This window comes from Bradyrhizobium sp. CCBAU 65884 (assembly GCF_028128835.1).
Classification (GTDB): domain Bacteria; phylum Pseudomonadota; class Alphaproteobacteria; order Rhizobiales; family Xanthobacteraceae; genus Bradyrhizobium; species Bradyrhizobium ottawaense.
In genome coordinates this window covers 25,473-44,948 of record NZ_LBJU01000133.1, presented here as the reverse complement: position 1 = coordinate 44,948, position 19,476 = coordinate 25,473, and the positions used below count along the sequence as shown (strand labels likewise).

Below are 19,476 nucleotides of genomic sequence, written 5' to 3'. Positions count from 1 at the left end.
GGATTGGAGCGGGGCGGAGCTGCCGATGTCGGACAGGATGCAACTGGTGGTGGCAACGCCGTGCTTCGGCGGGCAGGTGTCGAGCATCTATGCGAGCTCGATCTTCGCGCTGCAGCGGGCCGTGCACGGCATGTCCAATCTCGAGCTCAAGGTGCTGCTGCGCGACGGCGATGCGCTGATCACCCGCGCGCGGGCCAATCTGGTCGCGATGTTCCTGGACGATCCCAGGGCGACGCATTTCCTGTTCATCGATGCCGATATCGGCTTCAAGCCGGAGCAGGTGTTCAGGCTGATCGAATGCGGCGCGGACGTCGTCGCCGGCTGCTATCCGATCAAGCGGGTCAATTGGGATAAGGCAAAGCGTGCGATTGACGCCGGCCGCACCGACGTGCCGGCCGCCTCGCTCGATTACGTGCTCGAGATCGAGGACCCCGACCGTATCGTCGTGGTCAACGGCTTCACCCGGGTGCGCTATGCCGGCACCGGCTTCCTGATGATCCGGCGTCAGGCGCTGGAGGCGATGTGCCGCCATCCGGACTATGCGGCCTTGCAGTTCTTCCGCGAGCATTCGCACGATACGCTGGCGGCGAGCCAGAACCGTTTCGCGCTGTTCGAATGCATGATCGATCCGGCGACCGGCACGTATCTTTCCGAGGACTTCGCCTTCTGCAAGCGCTGGACCGATATCGGCGGCGAGATCTGGGCCGACATCCAGAGCTCGCTCGATCACGTCGGGCCGTCGGTATTCCACGGCGACATCGCCTCGCAATTCGCGCCGGCGCCCGCGGCGGCGGCCGATGCGGCGTGAGCCTTCCGGGATGAGCGCCGGCGCATCCCGTCTGTCAGGTCAGGAGCGCGCCCCCGACGGCGGCTCGCGTTATCGCCTGCGCGATCTCTTCACGCCCCTGGACACGCTGCTCGTCTCCGGCGGCGATCCGCGGCTGGCGCTCGACGCCAGCGATCGCGTCAACGGCTATGGCTGCGCGGCTTCGCCGGAGCCGGAGATCTGGAATTTCGCCTCCTCGACCGCATCGACGATCTCGCAAATGGCCTACGACCGTGCCGCGCTGGCGCGCGAAGAGCTGATGCACAAGTGCCTGTTCGACGAGGTCGAGGTCGCCTTCGACGCGCGCTGCGAGGACATGCGGGACGAGCTGCGCGGCCATCTCCAGCTCTCGCCGCGCGTCGACGTCGTGTTCTCGCCCTCCGGCACCGACTCCCAGCTCCACGCCCTGTTCCTGGCGCGCGCGGTGCTCGGGGCGCCGCCGGTGACGATCGTGGTCGGCGCCGACCAGACCGGAAGCGGGACGATCCACACCGCCCGCGGCCACCATTTCAGCTCCATGACGGCGAGCGGCCTTGCGGTTCGCAAGGACGGTGCGGTTGCGGGGCTCGCCGGCGCCTGTCTCGCATTGCCGCTGCTCGGGACCGCGCCCGGGATTGCGATGCGCGCGGACGCGGATGCCGCCGTGCTGCATGCGATCGAGGCCACGATCGCGCGAGGCGCGCCCGTGCTGCTCCAGATCATGGATGCATCGAAGCTCGGCTGGCGCGCACCGAGCGCGGCCTGTCTCGACGAGATCGCGCGGCGCTGGCCGCGCAAGGTCCAGATCGTCGTCGACGCCTGCCAGGCCCGGCTCGGCCGCCGCCGGCTGCGCTCTTATCTCGACCGCGGCTATATGGTGCTGGTGACAGGCTCGAAATTCTTCGGTGGGCCCGCCTTCAGCGGCGCGGTGCTGGTGCCGAAGGGCCTTTCGCGGTCGCTCGACCGGGTCGAGGGGATTGCGCCTGGTATCTTCGACTATGCCGGCCGTTGCGATTGGCCGGTGGCCTGGGCGGCGCTGCGTTCGCGCTTCGAACGCCGTCCGAATTTCGGTCAATGGCTGCGCTGGGAAGCGGCGCTGGCCGAGATCGGCCGCTACTACGCCGTATCAGGGGCTTTCCGCGCCGAGATGCTCGCCGAGCTCGCCGCCGGCATCGACAGCATGATCGCGCTGTCGCCTTCGCTTCGCGCCGTCCCATCCGCGATCGGGACCGCCGGCGTGGATGATGAGGAATTTGCACAAACCACGATCTTTCCGTTCATCCTGCTGCGCGACGGCAAGCCGGTCTCGATCGCCGAGACCGCGGCCGTTCACCGGGCGCTGGCGCGTGACATGAACGAGGCGATCGGCGGCAGTGCGGCGGACCGGCAGGTCGCCGTGCAGCGCTGCCTGATCGGCCAGCCGGTCCGGCTGGAGCGGCAGGACGAGGCACCGCAGGCCGTGCTGCGCCTCTGCGTCGGCGCACGGCTCGTGACCGAGGCCTGGTCGCCGGACATGGCGCAGGCGCAACGCAACGTGCAGCAGATTCTCGATCGCATCGCCCATGTCCTGGTAAAGATCGAGCTGCTGCTCGACCGTGGCGCGGTTGCGGCCGTGCCGGTAAACTCCGCGTTCGAGGTGTGAGATGCAGCATCCGGTTTCCGCGCCGCTTCGCATGATGGCGGCGAACTACGCCGATCGCATCGGCTTTGCGCAGCTGACGCGCCAGGCCTTCGAAGGCGTCGACCTGCATCCGTTGCGCGACCAGCTGCTGGCGCGGATCGCGGCGGGGACCGTACTGGCGGGCGAAGGGCTGGATCTGTCGTTGATCACCCAGCTTCTCGGTGACAAGGATCAGGGGCTTGCGATCCAGTCGGAGGTGCTGAGCTTCCACCAATTGTTTCGCACGCCGGGCGCTGCTCCGAAGCCGGGCTTGCGCGTGCTCGCGCTGGCAGCCGACATCGACATGGGCGGCAACACGCCGATCGATTTTCTGCTCGAAGGCTCCGACATCGAGCTGTTGACGCTCTACGTGGTCAAGGGCGTCGGTCTGCCGGAGAATTTGCCCGAGCATGACGTTGCCATCGTGGTCGCCTCCGATTCCGAGGAGTGCCGTGAGGCGCTCGCCTCGATCGAGAAGGCCGCGCCGCACTGGCCGCGGCCGCTGCTCAATCGTCCCGATCGCATCGGCAATCTCGATCGCGACAAGCTGCATCGGCTGCTGGCCGGCGTGCCGGGTCTCGACATTCCCGCGACCATCCACGCGACGCGCGCGCAATTGTCCGAGCTTTCGCGAGGGCAGATCGCCTGCCGGGACATCGCGGCCGAACTGCGCTTTCCGATGATCGCGCGGCCGCGCGGATCGCATGCCGGCGTCGGACTCGCGAAGCTCGACGATGCGGCCGCGCTCGCAGCCTACCTTGCCGAGCGTGATGAGCAGGATTTCTTCGTCGCGCGCTTCGTCGACTATGCGAACTCCGACGGGCTCTTCCGCAAATATCGTCTCGCGATGGTCGACGGCAAACCCTACGCCTGTCACATGGCGATCGCCGACCGCTGGGACATCTGGTATCTCAACGCCTACATGGCGTTCAGCGAGGAGAAGCGGGCAGAAGAAGCGATCTTCATGCGCGACTTCGATCACGCCTTCGCCGCGCGCCACGGACGCGCGCTCGACGAGATGAGCAGGCGTGTCGGCCTCGATTATTTCATCGTCGATTGCGCCGAGAACCAGGACGGCGAGCTCCTGGTGTTCGAGGCCGACAACACCGCCGTCGTGCACAACATGGATTCGCCGGTCGTGTTTCCCTACAAGCCGCCACAGATGCGAAAGATCTTCGCGGCGTTCTCGGCGATGCTGTCGCGGCATGCAGGAGCAGGCGAGGGGAGTGCAGCATGAACGAGATCATCCGCAACGCGCAAAGCTCCGTCGCGCACGCTTCGCTCGACCCGCAGGACTGGAGCGAATTTCGCGCGCTCGCCCATCGCATGCTCGACGATGCGATCGACGGCATCGCCAACGTTCGGGCGCGTCCGGTCTGGCAGCCGATTCCCGATGCGACCCGCGCGGCCTTCAAGGCCGACGTGCCGCGCGAGGCGAGCGACCTCGCCGAGGTCTACCGCGAATTCGCCGATCACGTCGCGCCGTATGCGACCGGCAACGTCCATCCCGGCTTCATGGGCTGGGTGCATGGCGGCGGCACCGCGGTCGGCATGATCGCGGACATGCTCGCAGCCGGCCTCAACGCCAATCTCGGCGGACGCGACCACATGCCGATCGAGGTCGAGCGCCAGATCGTCGACTGGATGCGCCGCCTGTTCGCGTTTCCGGACAGTGCGAGCGGCATCTTCGTCACGGGCACGTCGATGGCCAATCTGATGGCGGTGCTGGTGGCGCGTAACGCTGCGCTCGGCACGCTGGCGCGGCAATACGGCATCGGCAATGACGGCGCGCTGCTCACGGCCTATACGTCGCAGGCCGCGCATGGCTGCGTCTCCAGGGCGATGGACATCGCCGGGCTCGGCACCGACGCGCTGCGCAAGATCGGCGTCGATGCCGATCATCGCATCGACGTAGCCGCGCTGCGCGCGCAGATCACAATCGATCGTGAGGTCGGTTTCACGCCGTTCCTGGTCGTTGCCTCTGCCGGCACCGTCGACATCGGCGCGATCGACGACCTCAAGGCGATCGCGGAGCTGTGCCGCGAGGAGGGAATCTGGTTTCACGTCGACGGCGCTTTCGGCGCGCTCGCGATCTTCTCGCCCGAGCTCGCGCCGCTGCTCGGCGGCATCGAGCTCGCAGATTCCATTGCACTCGACTTTCACAAATGGGGGCAGGTGCCCTACGACGCTGGCTTCCTGCTGGTGCGCGATGGCGAGCTGCATCGGCAGGCCTTCGCGCAGCCCGCGGCCTATCTGCGCCGCGAGGCGAGGGGGCTTGCGGCGGGCGCGGTCTGGCCCTGCGACCTCGGCCCCGATCTTTCGCGCGGCTTCCGTGCGCTGAAGACGTGGTTCACGCTGAAGACATTCGGCACCGATCGGCTGGGTGCGACGATCACGAGAAGCTGCGCGCTGGCGAAATATCTGGAGGCCCGCGTAATGGCTGAACCGCGGCTGGAATTGCTGGCGCCGGTCAACCTCAACATCGTCTGCTTCCGCTATCGTGCCGATGATGCGGTCAATCGCGAGATTGTCGCCGACATCCAGGAGTCCGGAATAGCAGCTCCCTCGAGCACGACGCTGGGCGGCAGGTTTGCGATCCGCGCCGCGATCGTCAATCACCGCACCGAGGAGGCGGACATCGATGCGCTGGTCGCGGCTGTGCTGGAGTTCGGCGGCCGGCGGTGCGGCGACGGGATGATCGAGGTCGAGGCACCGCCGCTCGCGGCGCAATAGCACTGGTGCATGGCTGAAACGACAACGGCCCCGGAGACGATCCGGGGCCGTTGTCGTTTGCGGACTGGGTCGTTCGCGTGGCGCGGCAGCGCGAACGCGCGCGGTCAGGCGGCGGAGCTCACGTCCTTGGCCGCTTCCGTCTGGGGATGGGTGGCCTCGAATTGGCTCCGCAGCTTCTCTTCATAGGCGATCAGCTTGCGGGCATCCTTCAGCGCCCGGTAGAGGTCGCCGTTCAGGATGTTATTGTTGATGCCCTCGATGATCGGCCAGGCGCTCGGCACCGCGGTGACGATGTCGCGCACCAGGTTGAAATAGGTGCCGTGCTGGCTCTGCGGATCCGGCGAGATGTACATGAGCTGGACCGCCAAATAGACGAGCTTCGCCGGCGAATCCGCGGTCTCCGGCGTGAGGATGTCGCGCTCGCGCAGGATCGGCACGTTGTCGCCGTCGATCAGGAGGCGCGCGCGCTGGTCCGTGTTGGTAATCACGCAGTTGCCGACGATGATGCGTTCGTGCGGTCTGAGCTCGACCTTGAGGGCCATTGCCTGTTCTCCATCAACGCTTTCGTAACCGAGCGCTCGTTGCGGCCTATTAAGACGTGATTCTCGCTCGGAATTAGTTAACGACCTGTAAATTCCCGCCGTTCACGCGGGAAACCGCAATATTTTCAAGCTCGTACCCTTGCGGCTGCGCGGCGATCTTGCGCGGCGTCCCCGGCCGAATCACGCGAAACCCGGCAAAGGCACGGATTTCATTTCATGTTTCGTTAGAGGTCTCGGCGCCACGGTCCGCCGGTCGCTGGGTCACTCTCGATCCAAGCAGACGAGTAACAGTTGCGTCGTTTACCAGAAAGGTAACAGAGTTATGTCAGGCATCGTCCTCTCCGCGTCGGTTCGCCAGAACCTCCTCTCCCTCCAGTCCACTGCTGATCTTCTCGCCACCACGCAGAACCGTCTGTCGACTGGCAAGAGCGTCAATTCGGCCCTGGACAATCCCACCAACTTCTTCACCGCCCAGTCGCTCGACAACCGCGCCAGCGACATCAACAATCTGCTCGATGGCATCGCCAACGGCGTGCAGGTGCTGCAGGCTGCCAACACCGGCATCACCTCGCTGCAGAAGCTGATCGACTCTGCGAAGTCGATCGCCAACCAGGCGCTGCAGACCACGGTCGGTTACTCCACCAAGTCCAACGTCTCCGCCACCATCTCCGGTGCGACGGCGGCCGACCTGCGCGGCACGACCTCCTATGCCAGCGCCACCGCATCCAGCAACGTGCTGTATAGCGGCGCGGCGGGCGGCACCACGGCGGCGACCGGCACCACGACGCTCGGCGCCAGCATCGGCGTCTTCGCAAGCACTGGCGCAACGACCGGCGCCGGCGGCACCACGACCCTGGAAGGCACCATCACCCTGATCGCCACCAACGGCACGAGCGCCAGCGGCCTGGCCGGCAACGCCCAGCCCGCCGACGGCGACACCCTGACCGTGAACGGCAAGACCATCACCTTCCGTGCCGGCACCGCGCCGGCGGCGACCGGTGTTCCCTCCGGTTCGGGCGTCAGCGGCCATCTCGTCACTGACGGCAGCGGCAATACCACGGTCTATCTCGGTAGCACCGGCACGCCTGCAACGCTTGCGACCGTCGACGATCTGTTGAGCGCGATCGATCTCGCCAGCGGCGTGAAGACGGTCTCCATCACGTCGGGTGCTGCGACGATCGCCGTGAGCGCCAGCCAGCCAGGTGCTGCGGTTTCGACCGTTGCCGGCGGTGCCGTCACGCTGAGGAGCTCGACGGGTGCGGATCTGAGCGTCACCGGCAAGGCCGACCTGCTCAAGGCCCTCGCCCTGACGACGTCTGTGGGCGGCGGCAACGCCACGGTCAACGTCAACCGGACCACGAGCGCGGCCTCGCTGGGTGCGGAGATCGCGGACGGTTCGACGCTGAACGTCGACGGTCACGTCATCACCTTCAAGAACGCGCCGATCCCGGGTTCGACCGGTGCTCCGAGCGTTCCGAGCGGTTATGGTGCGAGCGGCAACGTCCTCACCGACGGCAACGGCAACTCGACGGTCTATCTGCAGGCCGGCACGGTCAACGACGTCTTGAAGGCGATCGACCTTGCCACCGGCGTGCAGACCGCGACGATCAACGCCAACGGCACCGCGACGCTTGCCACCGCCACCGGCCAGACCAACTCGTCGATCAACGCTTCCGGTGCGCTCAAGCTCTCGACCGGCGTCAATGCCGATCTGTCGATCACGGGCACCGGCAACGCGCTGAACGTGCTCGGCCTCGCCGGCAACACCGGGACCTCGACCGCCTTCACCGCGGCTCGTACCTCCGGCATCGGCGGCATCAGTGGCAAGACCTTGACCTTCTCCTCCTTCAACGGCGGCACCGCGGTTGACGTCACCTTCGGCGACGGCACCAACGGCACGGTCAAGACGCTCGATCAGCTCAACACGAAGCTTCAGGCCAACAACCTGACCGCGACGATCGACGCCAACGGCCTGCTGACGGTCTCCACCACCAACGACTACGCGTCCTCGACCATCGGTTCGAGCGCTGCGGGTGGTGCGATCGGCGGCACGCTGACTTCGTCGCTGACGTTCTCGACGGCTTCCAGCCCCGTCCAGGATACGGTTGCCCAGACCTCGCGTGCCAATCTGGTGTCTCAGTACAACAACATCCTGAACCAGATCGACACGACGGCGCAGGACTCCTCGTTCAACGGTGTCAACCTCTTGAACGGCGACCAGCTCAAGCTGGTGTTCGACGAGACCGGCAAGTCGAACCTCAGCATCACCGGCGTGACCTACAACTCCAAGGGCCTAGGCCTTGCTGCGTTGACCAGCGGTGTCGACTTCATCGACAACTCCGCGACCAACAAGGTGCTGGCGAACCTGAACGCGGCGTCGAGCACGCTGCGTTCGGAAGCCTCGAGCCTCGGTTCGAACCTCTCGGTGGTGCAGGTTCGTCAGGACTTCAACAAGAGCCTGATCAACGTGCTGCAGACCGGTTCGTCCAACCTGACCCTGGCCGACACCAACACCGAAGCGGCCAACAGCCAGGCGCTGTCGACCCGCCAGTCGATCGCGGTCTCCGCGCTGTCGCTGGCCAACCAGTCGCAGCAGAGCGTGCTGCAGCTGCTCCGCTAAGTCGCGGACGACATCGCAAGCAAGATCCGGCGGCGGGGCTTCGGCCCCGCCGCTTTCTTTTTTGCGCTGGCATCAGAATGCCGCCCGGCACAATGGGGGCGATGCGTTCGAGTCCAGCAAATTGCTCACTCTGAGTTATGGTTGACAAGTAGCAAACGCTTCGTCGGTGCGTGAAAAAGCATCATCTGATCATGACGATACGGCGAAGTCCCATCCGGCTCCGAACGCGCGTATGGTGAATCCGCGCAAGGACTGGTGCGACACGCTTCATGCTTTGTTAGCCGTCTGCGTTCACCGTCCCGGCATCGATTAATCCTAATCGAAGTTTGTTTGTTGCGTTGCGTACCAGAAGGGTAACACTCAATGTCCGGTATCGTCCTCTCTTCGTCGGTTCGTCAGAACCTGCTCTCCCTCCAGTCCACCGCCGACCTCCTCGCCACCACACAGAGCCGTCTCTCGACCGGCAAGAGCGTCAACTCGGCCCTGGACAATCCCACCAACTTCTTCACCGCCCAGTCGCTCGACAACCGCGCCAGCGACATCAACAACCTGCTCGACGGCATCGCCAACGGCGTGCAGGTGCTGCAGGCTGCCAACACCGGCATCACCTCGCTGCAGAAGCTGATCGACAGCGCCAAGTCGATCGCCAACCAGGCGCTGCAGACCACGGTCGGCTATTCCACCAAGTCGAACGTCTCCACCACCATCTCCGGTGCGACGGCGGCCGACCTGCGCGGCACGACGAGCTTCGCCAGCGCCACCGCATCCAGCAACGTGCTGTATAGCGGCGCGGCCGGCGGCACCACGGCGGCGACCGGCACCACGACGCTCGGCGCCAGCATCGGCGTCTTCGCGAGCACCGGCGCAACGACCGGCGCCGGCGGCACCACGACCCTGGAAGGCACCATCACCCTGATCGCCACCAACGGCACGAGCGCCAGCGGCCTGGCCGGCAACGCCCAGCCCGCCGACGGCGACACCCTGACCGTGAACGGCAAGACCATCACCTTCCGTGCCGGCGTCGCGCCGGCGGCAACCGGGGTCCCCTCCGGTTCGGGCGTCAGCGGCCATCTCGTCACCGACGGCAGCGGCAACACCACCGTCTATCTCGGTAGCACCGGCACGCCTGCAACGCTTGCGACCGTCGACGATCTGTTGAGCGCGATCGATCTGGCAAGCGGCGTGAAGACGGTCTCCATCACCTCGGGTGCTGCGACGATCGCCGTGAGCGCCAGCCAGCCAGGTGCTGCGGTTTCGACCGTTGCCGGCGGCGCCGTCACGCTGAGGAGCTCGACGGGTGCGGATCTGAGCGTCACCGGCAAGGCCGACCTGCTCAAGGCCCTCGCCCTGACGACGTCTGTGGGCGGCGGCAACGCCACGGTCAACGTCAACCGGACCACGAGCGCGACCTCGCTGGGTGCGGAGATCGCGGACGGCTCGACGCTGAACGTCGACGGTCACGTCATCACCTTCAAGAACGCGCCGATCCCGGGTTCGACCGGTGCTCCGAGTGTTCCGAGCGGTTTTGGTGCGAGCGGCAACGTCCTCACCGACGGCAACGGCAACTCGACGGTCTACCTGCAGGCCGGCACGGTCAACGATGTGCTGAAGGCGATCGACCTTGCCACCGGCGTGCAGACCGCGACGATCAACGCCAACGGCACCGCGACGCTTGCCACCGCAACGGGCCAGACCAACTCGTCCATCAACGCCTCGGGTCAGCTCAAGCTCTCGACCGGCGTCAATGCCGATCTGTCGGTCACCGGCACCGGTAATGCGTTGAACGTGCTCGGCCTGGCCGGCAACACCGGGACCTCGACCGCCTTCACCGCGGCGCGTACCTCGGGCGTCGGCGGCCTCAGCGGCAAGACCTTGACCTTCTCCTCCTTCAACGGCGGCACGGCGGTCAATGTCACCTTCGGCGACGGCACCAACGGCACGGTCAAGACGCTCGATCAGCTCAACACCAAGCTGCAGGCCAACAACCTGACGGCGACGATCGACGCCAACGGCCTGCTGACGGTCTCGACCACCAACGACTACGCGTCCTCGACCATCGGATCGAGCGCCGCGGGTGGTGCGATCGGCGGCACGTTGACCACGGCGCTGACGTTCTCGACGGCTTCCAGCCCCGTCCAGGACACGGTTGCCCAGACCTCGCGTTCGAACCTGGTGTCTCAGTACAACAACATCCTGAACCAGATCGACTCCACGGCGCAGGACTCCTCGTTCAACGGCGTCAACCTGCTCAATGGCGACCAACTCAAGCTGGTGTTCGACGAGACCGGCAAGTCGAACCTGAGCATCACCGGCGTGACCTACAACTCCAAGGGTCTGGGCCTCGCTGCGCTGACCGGCGGTGTCGACTTCATCGACAACGCCGCCACCAACAAGGTGCTGACCAACCTGAACGCCGCGTCGAGCACGCTGCGTTCGGAGGCTTCGAGCCTTGGTTCGAACCTGACGATCGTGCAGGTTCGTCAGGACTTCAACAAGAACCTGATCAACGTGCTGCAGACCGGTTCGTCCAACCTGACCCTGGCCGACACCAACGTCGAAGCGGCCAACAGCCAGGCGCTGTCGACCCGCCAGTCGATCGCGGTCTCTGCGCTGTCGCTGGCCAACCAGTCGCAGCAGAGCGTGCTGCAGCTGCTCCGCTAAGTCGCGGACGACATCGCAAGCAAGATCCGGCGGCGGGGCTTCGGCCCCGCCGCTTTTCGTTGATCGCCCGAGTTTTGAGAGGGCAGGCGGCACTCCGAAAAGTAACCAGCGGTTATGGTTAATGGAGCGTAAGCGCAGAGAATTGCCAATGATTTCAGGCGGATTGCCATTTCGCTCCGCGCGTCCCGCCGGCTTATGGTGAACCGGCGCTTATGCAGGCGATGTTCGTTTCACCCTTTGTTAGCCATGTCGCGGCACGCTGGCCCCGTCACTCGATCCGAAGCGATCGAACGAAGACGCGTAAGCCAGAAGGGTAAGAGTCATGTCAGGTATTGTTCTTTCTGCGTCGGTTCGCCAGAACCTCCTCTCTCTCCAGTCCACCGCTGATCTTCTCGCCACCACACAGAACCGTCTGTCGACCGGCAAGAGCGTCAACTCGGCCCTGGACAATCCCACCAACTTCTTCACGGCACAGTCGCTCGACAACCGCGCCAGCGACATCAACAATCTGCTCGATAGCATCGCCAACGGCGTGCAGGTGTTGCAGGCCGCCAACACCGGCCTGACCTCGTTGCAGAAGCTGATCGACTCTGCGAAGTCGATCGCCAACCAGGCACTGCAGACCACGGTCGGCTACTCCACCAAGTCCAACGTCTCCACCACGATCGCCGGTGCGACCGCGGCTGATTTGCGCGGCACGACGTCCTTCGCCAGCGCGACCGCGAGCAGCAACGTGCTGTATAACGGCACGGCCGGCGGTACCACGGCGGCGACCGGCACCACGACGCTCGGCGCCAGCATCGGCGTCTTCGCAAGCACTGGCGCAACGACCGGCGCCGGCGGCACCACGACCCTGGAAGGCACCATCACCCTGATCGCCACCAACGGCACGAGCGCCAGCGGCCTGGCCGGCAACGCCCAGCCCGCCGACGGCGACACCCTGACCGTGAACGGCAAGACCATCACCTTCCGCGCCGGCGTTGCGCCGGCATCGAGCGCCGTTCCGTCCGGTTCGGGCGTCAGCGGCCATCTCGTCACCGACGGCAGCGGCAACACCACCGTCTATCTCGGCAGCACCGGCACGCCTGCAACGCTTGCGACCGTCGACGATCTGTTGAGCGCGATCGATCTGGCAAGCGGCGTGAAGACGGTCTCCATCACCTCGGGTGCTGCGACGATCGCCGTGAGCGCCAGCCAGCCAGGTGCTGCGGTTTCGACCGTTGCCGGCGGCGCCGTCACGCTGAGGAGCTCGACGGGTGCGGATCTGAGCGTCACCGGCAAGGCCGACCTGCTCAAGGCCCTCGCCCTGACCACGTCTACGGGCGCAGGCAATGCCACCATCGACGTCCCCCGGACCACGAGCGCGGCCTCGCTGGGCGCGACCATCGCGGACGGTTCGACGCTGAACGTCGACGGTCACGTCATCACCTTCAAGAACGCGCCGATCCCGGGCTCGACCGGTGCTCCGAGCGTTCCGAGCGGCTTCGGCGCCTCCGGTAACGTCCTCACCGACGGCAACGGCAACTCGACGGTCTATCTGCAGGCCGGCACGGTCAACGACGTCTTGAAGGCGATCGACCTTGCCACCGGCGTGCAGACCGCGACGATCAACGCCAACGGCACCGCGACGCTTGCGACCGCCACCGGCCAGTCCAACTCGACGATCAACACGTCCGGCCAGCTCAAGATCTCGACCGGTATCAATGCTGACCTCTCGATCACCGGCACCGGCAATGCGCTGAACGTGTTCGGCCTCGCCGGCAACACCGGCAACGCGACCGCCTTTACTGCGGCCCGCACCTCCGGCGTTGGCGGCCTCAGCGGCAAGACCCTGACCTTCTCCTCCTTCAACGGCGGCACGGCGGTCAATGTCACCTTCGGCGACGGCACCAACGGCACGGTCAAGACGCTCGATCAGCTCAACACCAAGCTTCAGGCCAACAACCTGTCTGCGACGATCGACGCCAACGGCCTGCTGACCATCACCGCGTCCAACGACTACGCGTCCTCGACGCTCGGCTCGACGGCTGCCGGCGGTGCGATCGGCGGCACGCTCACCACGGCGCTGACCTTCTCGACGGCTTCCAACCCCGTCCAGGATGCGGTTGCCCAGACGGCGCGTGCCAATCTGGTGTCTCAGTACAACAACATCCTGAACCAGATCGACACGACCTCGCAGGACTCCTCGTTCAACGGCGTCAACCTCCTGAACGGCGACCAGCTCAAGCTGGTGTTCGACGAGACCGGCAAGTCGAGCCTGAACATCACCGGCGTGACCTACAACTCCAAGGGTCTTGGTCTTGCTGCCCTGACCGTCGGCGTCGACTTCATCGACAACGCCGCCGCCAACAGGGTGCTGACCAACCTGAACGCGGCGTCGAGCACGCTGCGCTCGGAAGCCTCGAGCCTCGGTTCGAACCTCTCGGTCGTGCAGATCCGTCAGGACTTCAACAAGAACCTGATCAACGTGCTGCAGACCGGCTCGTCCAACCTGACCCTGGCCGACACCAACGTCGAGGCGGCCAACAGCCAGGCGCTGTCGACCCGCCAGTCCATCGCGGTCTCCGCGCTGTCGCTGGCCAACACCTCGCAGCAGAGCGTGCTCCAGCTGCTTCGCTAATAAGCGACTGAAATCACTAAACAAAACCGGGCGGCGGGGTCATTTGTCCCGCCGCTCTTTTTTGCGTCCGGAGACGGGCAGGGGCGTTCATCGGCCATTAACCCTATCCCTTAAACCGGCGTTAACCATACTTTAAAGGAGACCCCCTAAGACTGGACAAAAGCCCGCTTTGCAGACCGCGCGGCCGATTCGTATCCGGTTCAAGAGGAAGACTCGCCAATGTCCAACATCGTTCTCTCGGCGTCCGTTCGCCAGAACCTGTTGTCGCTGCAGTCGACGGCCGACTTGCTGGCCACGACGCAGGAGCGGCTGTCGACCGGCAAGAAGGTCAACACCGCGCTCGACAATCCCACCAACTTCTTCACGGCGCAGGGGCTCGACAACCGGGCGAGCGACATCAGCAACCTGCTCGATGGCATCAACAACGGTGTCCAGGTGCTGCAGGCCGCCAACACCGGCATCACCTCGCTGCAGAAGCTGATCGACAGCGCGAAATCGATCGCCAACCAGGCGCTGCAGACCACGGTCGGCTATTCCACCAAGTCGAACGTCTCCACCACCATTCCCGGTGCGACGCCGGCCGACCTGCGCGGCACGACCTCCTATGCGAGCGCGACCGCCAAGAGCAACGTGCTTTATACCGGTGCTGCCGGTGGCACGACCCCGGTCACCGGGACTGCGGCGCTCGGCGCGTCGCTGGGTTCAAGCGCGGGCACGGTGGTCGGGTTCGCCGCGACGGCGGCCGACGGCACCACCGCACTCTCCGGCACCGCCACACTGGTCGGCACCACCGCATCCACCACATTCGGGAGTGCGCCTGCGGATGGCGACACCATCACGGTGAACGGCAAGACCATCACCTTCCGCACCGGCATCGCTCCGAGCACGCAACCGACCGGCTGGGGCCTCGACGCCAGCGGGCATATCGCCACCGACGGCAACGGCAATTCGATCGTCTATGAGGGAACGGCGGCTGCGCCCGGTGCGACCATCAACGACGTCCTCAGCGCGATCGACCTCGCCAGCGGCGTCAAGACCGCCACGATCAGCGCGAGCGCGGCGACCATCGCGGTCAGCGGTTCGGCGGGTCCCGTCGGTACGCTTCAGGTGGCATCGTCCATCACGGCGGGCGCTGTTACATTGAAGAGCTCGACCGGCGCCGATCTGAGCGTGACGGGCAAGGCCGACTTCCTCAACAAGCTCGGTCTGACCGCGGCGACCGGCGCAGGCAATGCGAGCGTGACCGCGAACCGGTCGACGACCGCCGGCTCGCTCGGCTCTCTCGTTCAGGACGGCTCGACGCTCAATATCGACGGTCACACCATCACGTTCAAGAACGCGCAGACGCCGCAATCGGCGGCGAGCGTCACGTCGGGTGGCGTCAGCGGCAACATCGTCACCGACGGCAACGGCAACTCGACGGTCTATATCCAGAGCGCGACGCTGACCGACCTGCTCAACGCGGTCGACCTTGCCACTGGCGTCAAGACCGCGAGCATCTTCAACGGCGCGGCGGCGCTGTCGACCACCGCGGGCCAGATCCCGTCGTCGGTCAACAGCAGCGGTCAGCTTGCGCTCTCCACCGGCATCAACGCCGATCTCTCGATCACCGGCACGGGCAACGCGCTCAGCGCGTTCGGTCTCAGCGGCAACACGGGAACGGCGACCGCCTTCACCGCTGCGCGGACCTCCGGTGTTGGCGGTGTCAGCGGCAAGACTCTGACCTTCTCCTCCTTCAACGGCGGTACGCCGGTGAACGTCACCTTCGGCGACGGCACCAACGGTACGGTCAAGACGCTCGACCAGCTCAATGTGCAGCTGCAGGCCAACCACCTGACGGCGACGATCGACGCCAACGGCGTGCTGACGGTCACCACCGTCAACGAATACGCCTCCTCGACCCTTGGCTCGACTGCCGCGGGCGGCGCGGTCGGTGGTACGCTCACCGGCGTGCTCGCCTTTACCACTGCACAGCCGCCGGTTCAGGATCCCGTCGCGCAGACGGCGCGTTCGAGCCTGGTCAGCCAGTTCAACAACATCCTGGCGCAGATCGACACGACGTCGCAGGACTCGTCCTTCAACGGCATCAACCTGCTCAACGGCGACACGCTGAAGCTGGTCTTCAACGAAACCGGCAGCTCCACGCTCGGCATCAACGGCGTCGTGTTCAACGCGGCCGGCCTCGGCCTCAGCAATCTCGTTCCCGGCACGGACTTCATCGACAACGGCGCCACCAACAAGGTGCTGGCCAGCCTGAATGCCGCCTCGAGCAGGCTGCGCTCGGAAGGATCGTCGCTCGGTTCGAACCTCTCGATCGTGCAGGTGCGCCAGGACTTCTCCAAGAACCTGATCAACGTGCTGCAGACCGGCTCGTCGAATCTGACCCTCGCCGACACCAACGAGGAAGCGGCCAACAGCCAGGCGCTGTCGACCCGCCAGTCGATCGCGGTGTCCGCGCTGTCGCTGGCCAACCAGTCGCAACAGAGCGTGCTGCAGCTGCTCCGCTAATCTCGCAGCGCAAGATCGCCACACGATATATCGCGGCGGGGCTAACGCTCCGCCGTTCTTTTGAGGGAGATCGCTAGGACGAGATTAGCTGAGATCGACACGCATCACGCGAGCGAGTTTACATCGTGCGTGCGTGGATCTAGCGTTGCGCTGACGAAGAGCTCCGCGACCCGTAATTATCCGGAGTGCTTCCAAGCACACATGTAAGCAAATCTTAAGCGGTGCTGCCTAGGGTTGGGAAAGAAATCCTTAAGCGCGTCCAACGCGCTAGGTAACCTCCAGGGTGTGATTGATGTCGAATTCCGCTGCCTCGGCTTACGCGCGCGTTGCAACGACCACTGCATCTCCTCGCGACATCGAGGCGCAGACCCTGCTCAAGGCCGCGAACAAGCTCCAGGATGCGGTGAACAACGCCGATCCGCTCAGCGAGCAGACCATGCAGGCGCTGATGTTCAACCGCAAGCTCTGGACCATCTTCCTGAGCGAGGCGATGCGCGACAACAATCCGCAGCCGATCGACGTCCGGCAGAAGATCGCCAACATCAGCGTGTTCGTGCTGAGCCAGACCGCCGCGCTGCAGATGAGCCCGCAGTTCGATCACTTCCGTCCGCTGATCGAGATCAACCGCAATATCGCCGCGGGCCTGTCCGGGCGGCCGTGACGGCGACTCGTGATGGCCGCATCACGAGAATCCCAGACTAACTGTCCTTCGGAAACACGAATTTCGCGCTGACCGGTGCCGGTCAGACGCAGAGCGTCGTTGCCGATCTCCTGATCGTCAGGCGCTGACGTCCGTGCTGAGCGGACGCGAGGGCTCGGACTTCATATCCAATGCATGGAAATAGGCCCGCCGGCGCAGCATGGCTTCGTCAGGGAACTGGTTGACCACCGCTTCGGTCTTGTCGTTGACGACCTGGAAGACCATGGATGCCGACGCCTGGTCGAATACGACCTGGCGCGAGACGTTCTCGTGGTTCGGCAGATCGTTGCGCACGGGTGCGCTCGTATCCGCCGCGGCGACCGTCTGGTTCACCGGAAGATCGGTTTGCACAGCCTCGTTCGCCGCCGCATTGGACGTCGTTACGATCTGCACGGGTGCCGGGATCCCCACCGGCCTGATGCTGAAATCTGTACTCATGGCAGCCTCCTGGTTGCCTAACGTGAGTCAAATCCCAACCCCTCCAATAACGCAACCATGGAACACCAGGACTGAAGACCCGGTAAGGAAACGTGACTAACCGCGCGACGATTTCGCCGCGCGGTTTTTCGTAAAATTGTCGGTTGTTTTTGTGCGCGCCCAGCTCAGAGCGAGCGGCTGACCGCGAGCGGCGTGATGTGACGCGGACCAGGAGCTGCGCGGCGACCTGCGGCCGTATAGGTGTTCGGCACGTTGCGCTTCTGGATCTCGGCATTGACGCCGCGCACGACGCTTTCGGAGACGGCGTGCGCGGTCGCGAGCACGGTGAGATTGACCTGCAGCATCGCGCGGAACGCATCGTGATGCCGGTGCAGCGTCGAGAGCAGCTCCGGCGCGGATTTCGCGAGCTGTGCCTGGTTCGCCTTCAGCTGGCTGACGGCGCCGACATAGTTTCGCGACAGCTCCTGCTTCTTGCTCTCGAGCGTCATCGCCTCGCGGACCTTGCCGGCGCGAACGAGCTCGGTCTCGCGCTCGATCAGTCCGAGCAGGGCGCTCATCGCGTCCATCAGGTCTTCGGCGAGCTTGCGCGCCTCGGCGCTGCCGGGCGCGGTGTTCGGGCGCTGTTGCAGCGGCTGACGTGAGGCGTTGAAATGGTTCATCTCGTTTGACCTTATGCCGTGCGGATCGTTTTCGCCTGCTGCATGATGAGGGTGCGGTAGACTTCGGTGGCGACGCCGACGCCGCCGGCCTTGGCGAAGTTCTTGGAATATTGCTCGGTCAGCATCGAGCGCCACACGCCGGTGCCGGGCGTGTCGCCGAACGGGCCTTCGCCCTTCAGGCCCGAGGTCATCTGCGAGAACATGCTGTTGAGGAACATCGCCTCGAAGTCGGTGGCGGTCTTCTGCGCTCTGGCCTGCTGCTTCGGCGAGACCTTTTGTAGGGCGGCGGCGAGCTCGAAATCGGGCCGGCCGTTGCGGCTCTCGACCGAGAAGGCCGACGAGGTGGCAAGGCGCGGTGTGTTGATCGTGCCGGTCTGCATCACATCACCTCGATGTCGGCTTCGATGGCACCGGCGGCCTTGATCGCCTGGAGGATGCTGATCATGTCGCGCGGACCGATGCCGAGGCCGTTGAGGCCGTCGACGAGCTGCTGGAGCGAGACGCCGTCCTTGACGACGGCCAGCTTCTTGCCGTCCTCGGTGACGGTGACGCTGCTGCGCGGCGCGACCACGGTGCGGCCGCGCGACAGCGGGTTGGGCTGGCTCACCTGCGGGCTCTCGGAGATGGTGACGGTGAGGTTGCCCTGCGCGACCGCGACGGTGGCGACGCGGACGTCGCGCCCCATCACGATGATGCCGCTGCGCTCGTCGATGACGATCTTGGCGGCGAGATCGGGGTCGACCTGGAGCTGCTCGATCTCGGTGAGGAAGGCGACGACGTTGCCCTTAAACTCGGGCGGGACCGAAAGCTGCACCGTGGAGGGATCGATCGGTTCGGCGGTCTTGACGCCGAGATAGTCATTGACCGCGGCCGCGATCCGTTTGGCCGTGGTGAAATCGGCGTTGCGCAGCGCCAGGCGCACGTTCGGCAACCGATTGAGCGCGAACTCGATCTCGCGCTCGATGATGGCGCCGTTGGCGATGCGTCCCACGGTCGGAACGCCGCGCACGATCTTGGCCGCCTCGCCCTCGGCCTGGAATCCGGAGATCGCGAGCGAGCCTTGCGCCACCGCGTAGACATTGCCGTCGGCACCCAACAGGGGGGTGACGAGCAGGGTGCCGCCCTGGAGGTTCTTGGCATCGCCGAGCGCGGAGACGGTGACGTCCATGCGCGTGCCTTGCGTGGCGAAGGCCGGCAGATTGCCGGTCACCATCACGGCTGCGACGTTGCCGGTGCGGATGGTGGCGCCGCGGATGTTGACGCCCATGCGCTCGAGCATCGCCTGCAGCGACTGCTTGGTGAAGGGGATGTTGTTGAGCGTGTCGCCGGTGCCGTTGAGGCCGACGACGAGGCCGTAGCCGATCAGCTGGTTCTGCCGCACGCCTTCGATATTGGCGAGATCCTTGATGCGCGAGGTCGCAGCCGCCGGCGCGAGCGACAGCACCAGCGCCGACAGCGCCGCGCAGGCCACCCCAACAATCCTCACCCAACGAACGCTTGGCATCCTCTGCTCCCCAAGGATCCTCAAAA

14 protein-coding genes are annotated in these 19,476 nt (G+C 65.3%); 9 read left to right on the top strand and 5 right to left on the bottom strand.

The genetic code is table 11. The features are described from left to right. Positions 1-25 precede the first annotated feature (25 nt). Genes XI03_RS36660 through XI03_RS36645 form a run of 4 tightly spaced genes read left to right on the top strand, consistent with a single transcriptional unit; the run spans position 26 to position 5,198 of the window. The gene (locus tag XI03_RS36660; RefSeq protein ID WP_028144334.1) at positions 26-808 is read left to right on the top strand and encodes a hypothetical protein; all 783 of its coding nucleotides are present in this window, start codon (positions 26-28) and stop codon (positions 806-808) included. Next, complete coding sequence (locus tag XI03_RS36655) at positions 798-2,447, top strand: hypothetical protein (protein ID WP_271594846.1); 1,650 nt, start codon at positions 798-800, stop codon at positions 2,445-2,447. Before XI03_RS36660 ends, XI03_RS36655 begins: the two co-directional genes overlap by 11 nt. A 1-nt stretch (position 2,448) precedes the next feature. Next, positions 2,449-3,702, top strand: coding sequence for an ATP-grasp domain-containing protein (locus XI03_RS36650; protein ID WP_271594845.1), 1,254 nt, complete (start codon positions 2,449-2,451; stop codon positions 3,700-3,702). Further along, a complete protein-coding gene (locus XI03_RS36645; RefSeq protein ID WP_271594844.1) occupies positions 3,699-5,198 on the top strand; it encodes a pyridoxal phosphate-dependent decarboxylase family protein in 1,500 nt (499 codons plus the stop codon). The genes XI03_RS36650 and XI03_RS36645 overlap by 4 nt, the downstream gene beginning before the upstream one ends. Before the next feature lie 104 nt (positions 5,199-5,302). Here the strand turns inward: XI03_RS36645 and flbT are convergent, their stop codons facing one another. After that, the gene (gene flbT, locus XI03_RS36640; protein WP_028144338.1) at positions 5,303-5,740 is read right to left on the bottom strand and encodes a flagellar biosynthesis repressor FlbT; all 438 of its coding nucleotides are present in this window, start codon (positions 5,738-5,740) and stop codon (positions 5,303-5,305) included. A gap of 322 nt (positions 5,741-6,062) precedes the next feature. Between flbT and XI03_RS36635 the strand changes: the two genes are divergently transcribed. From XI03_RS36635 to flaF, 5 genes are all read left to right on the top strand, one after another. Then, the gene (locus XI03_RS36635; RefSeq protein WP_271594843.1) at positions 6,063-8,360 is read left to right on the top strand and encodes a DUF1522 domain-containing protein; all 2,298 of its coding nucleotides are present in this window, start codon (positions 6,063-6,065) and stop codon (positions 8,358-8,360) included. 363 nt (positions 8,361-8,723) lie between these two features. Then, on the top strand, positions 8,724-11,021 hold the full coding sequence (locus XI03_RS36630; protein WP_271594842.1) for a DUF1522 domain-containing protein: 2,298 nt from the start codon (positions 8,724-8,726) through the stop codon (positions 11,019-11,021). Between the two features lie 322 nt (positions 11,022-11,343). Continuing rightward, positions 11,344-13,641 carry a DUF1522 domain-containing protein gene (locus tag XI03_RS36625; RefSeq protein ID WP_271594841.1) on the top strand — a complete coding sequence of 766 codons (2,298 nt, stop codon included), beginning with the start codon at positions 11,344-11,346 and terminating at the stop codon, positions 13,639-13,641. 219 nt (positions 13,642-13,860) lie between these two features. Next, positions 13,861-16,149 (top strand): DUF1522 domain-containing protein, encoded by a 2,289-nt coding sequence (locus XI03_RS36620; protein WP_028142743.1) that lies wholly within the window; start codon positions 13,861-13,863, stop codon positions 16,147-16,149. 292 nt (positions 16,150-16,441) lie between these two features. After that, a complete protein-coding gene (gene flaF / locus XI03_RS36615; RefSeq protein ID WP_008554779.1) occupies positions 16,442-16,810 on the top strand; it encodes a flagellar biosynthesis regulator FlaF in 369 nt (122 codons plus the stop codon). A gap of 117 nt (positions 16,811-16,927) precedes the next feature. On the opposite strand, the gene XI03_RS36610 is transcribed toward flaF, so the two are convergent. The 4 genes from XI03_RS36610 to XI03_RS36595 all read right to left on the bottom strand — a co-directional run bounded on the left by XI03_RS36610 (position 16,928) and on the right by XI03_RS36595 (position 19,450). Beyond that, positions 16,928-17,287: a hypothetical protein gene (locus XI03_RS36610; protein WP_038971596.1), complete on the bottom strand. Its 360-nt coding sequence runs from the start codon at positions 17,285-17,287 to the stop codon at positions 16,928-16,930. A 164-nt stretch (positions 17,288-17,451) separates the two neighbouring features. Next, positions 17,452-17,946, bottom strand: a complete 495-nt coding sequence (locus XI03_RS36605; RefSeq protein ID WP_152102692.1) for a hypothetical protein — start codon at positions 17,944-17,946, stop codon at positions 17,452-17,454. Positions 17,947-17,957: 11 nt separating this feature from the next. Then, a complete protein-coding gene (gene flgJ, locus XI03_RS36600; protein ID WP_028142746.1) occupies positions 17,958-18,326 on the bottom strand; it encodes a flagellar assembly peptidoglycan hydrolase FlgJ in 369 nt (122 codons plus the stop codon). After that, on the bottom strand, positions 18,326-19,450 hold the full coding sequence (locus XI03_RS36595) for a flagellar basal body P-ring protein FlgI (protein ID WP_271594840.1): 1,125 nt from the start codon (positions 19,448-19,450) through the stop codon (positions 18,326-18,328). The genes flgJ and XI03_RS36595 overlap by 1 nt, the downstream gene beginning before the upstream one ends. Positions 19,451-19,476 lie beyond the last annotated feature (26 nt).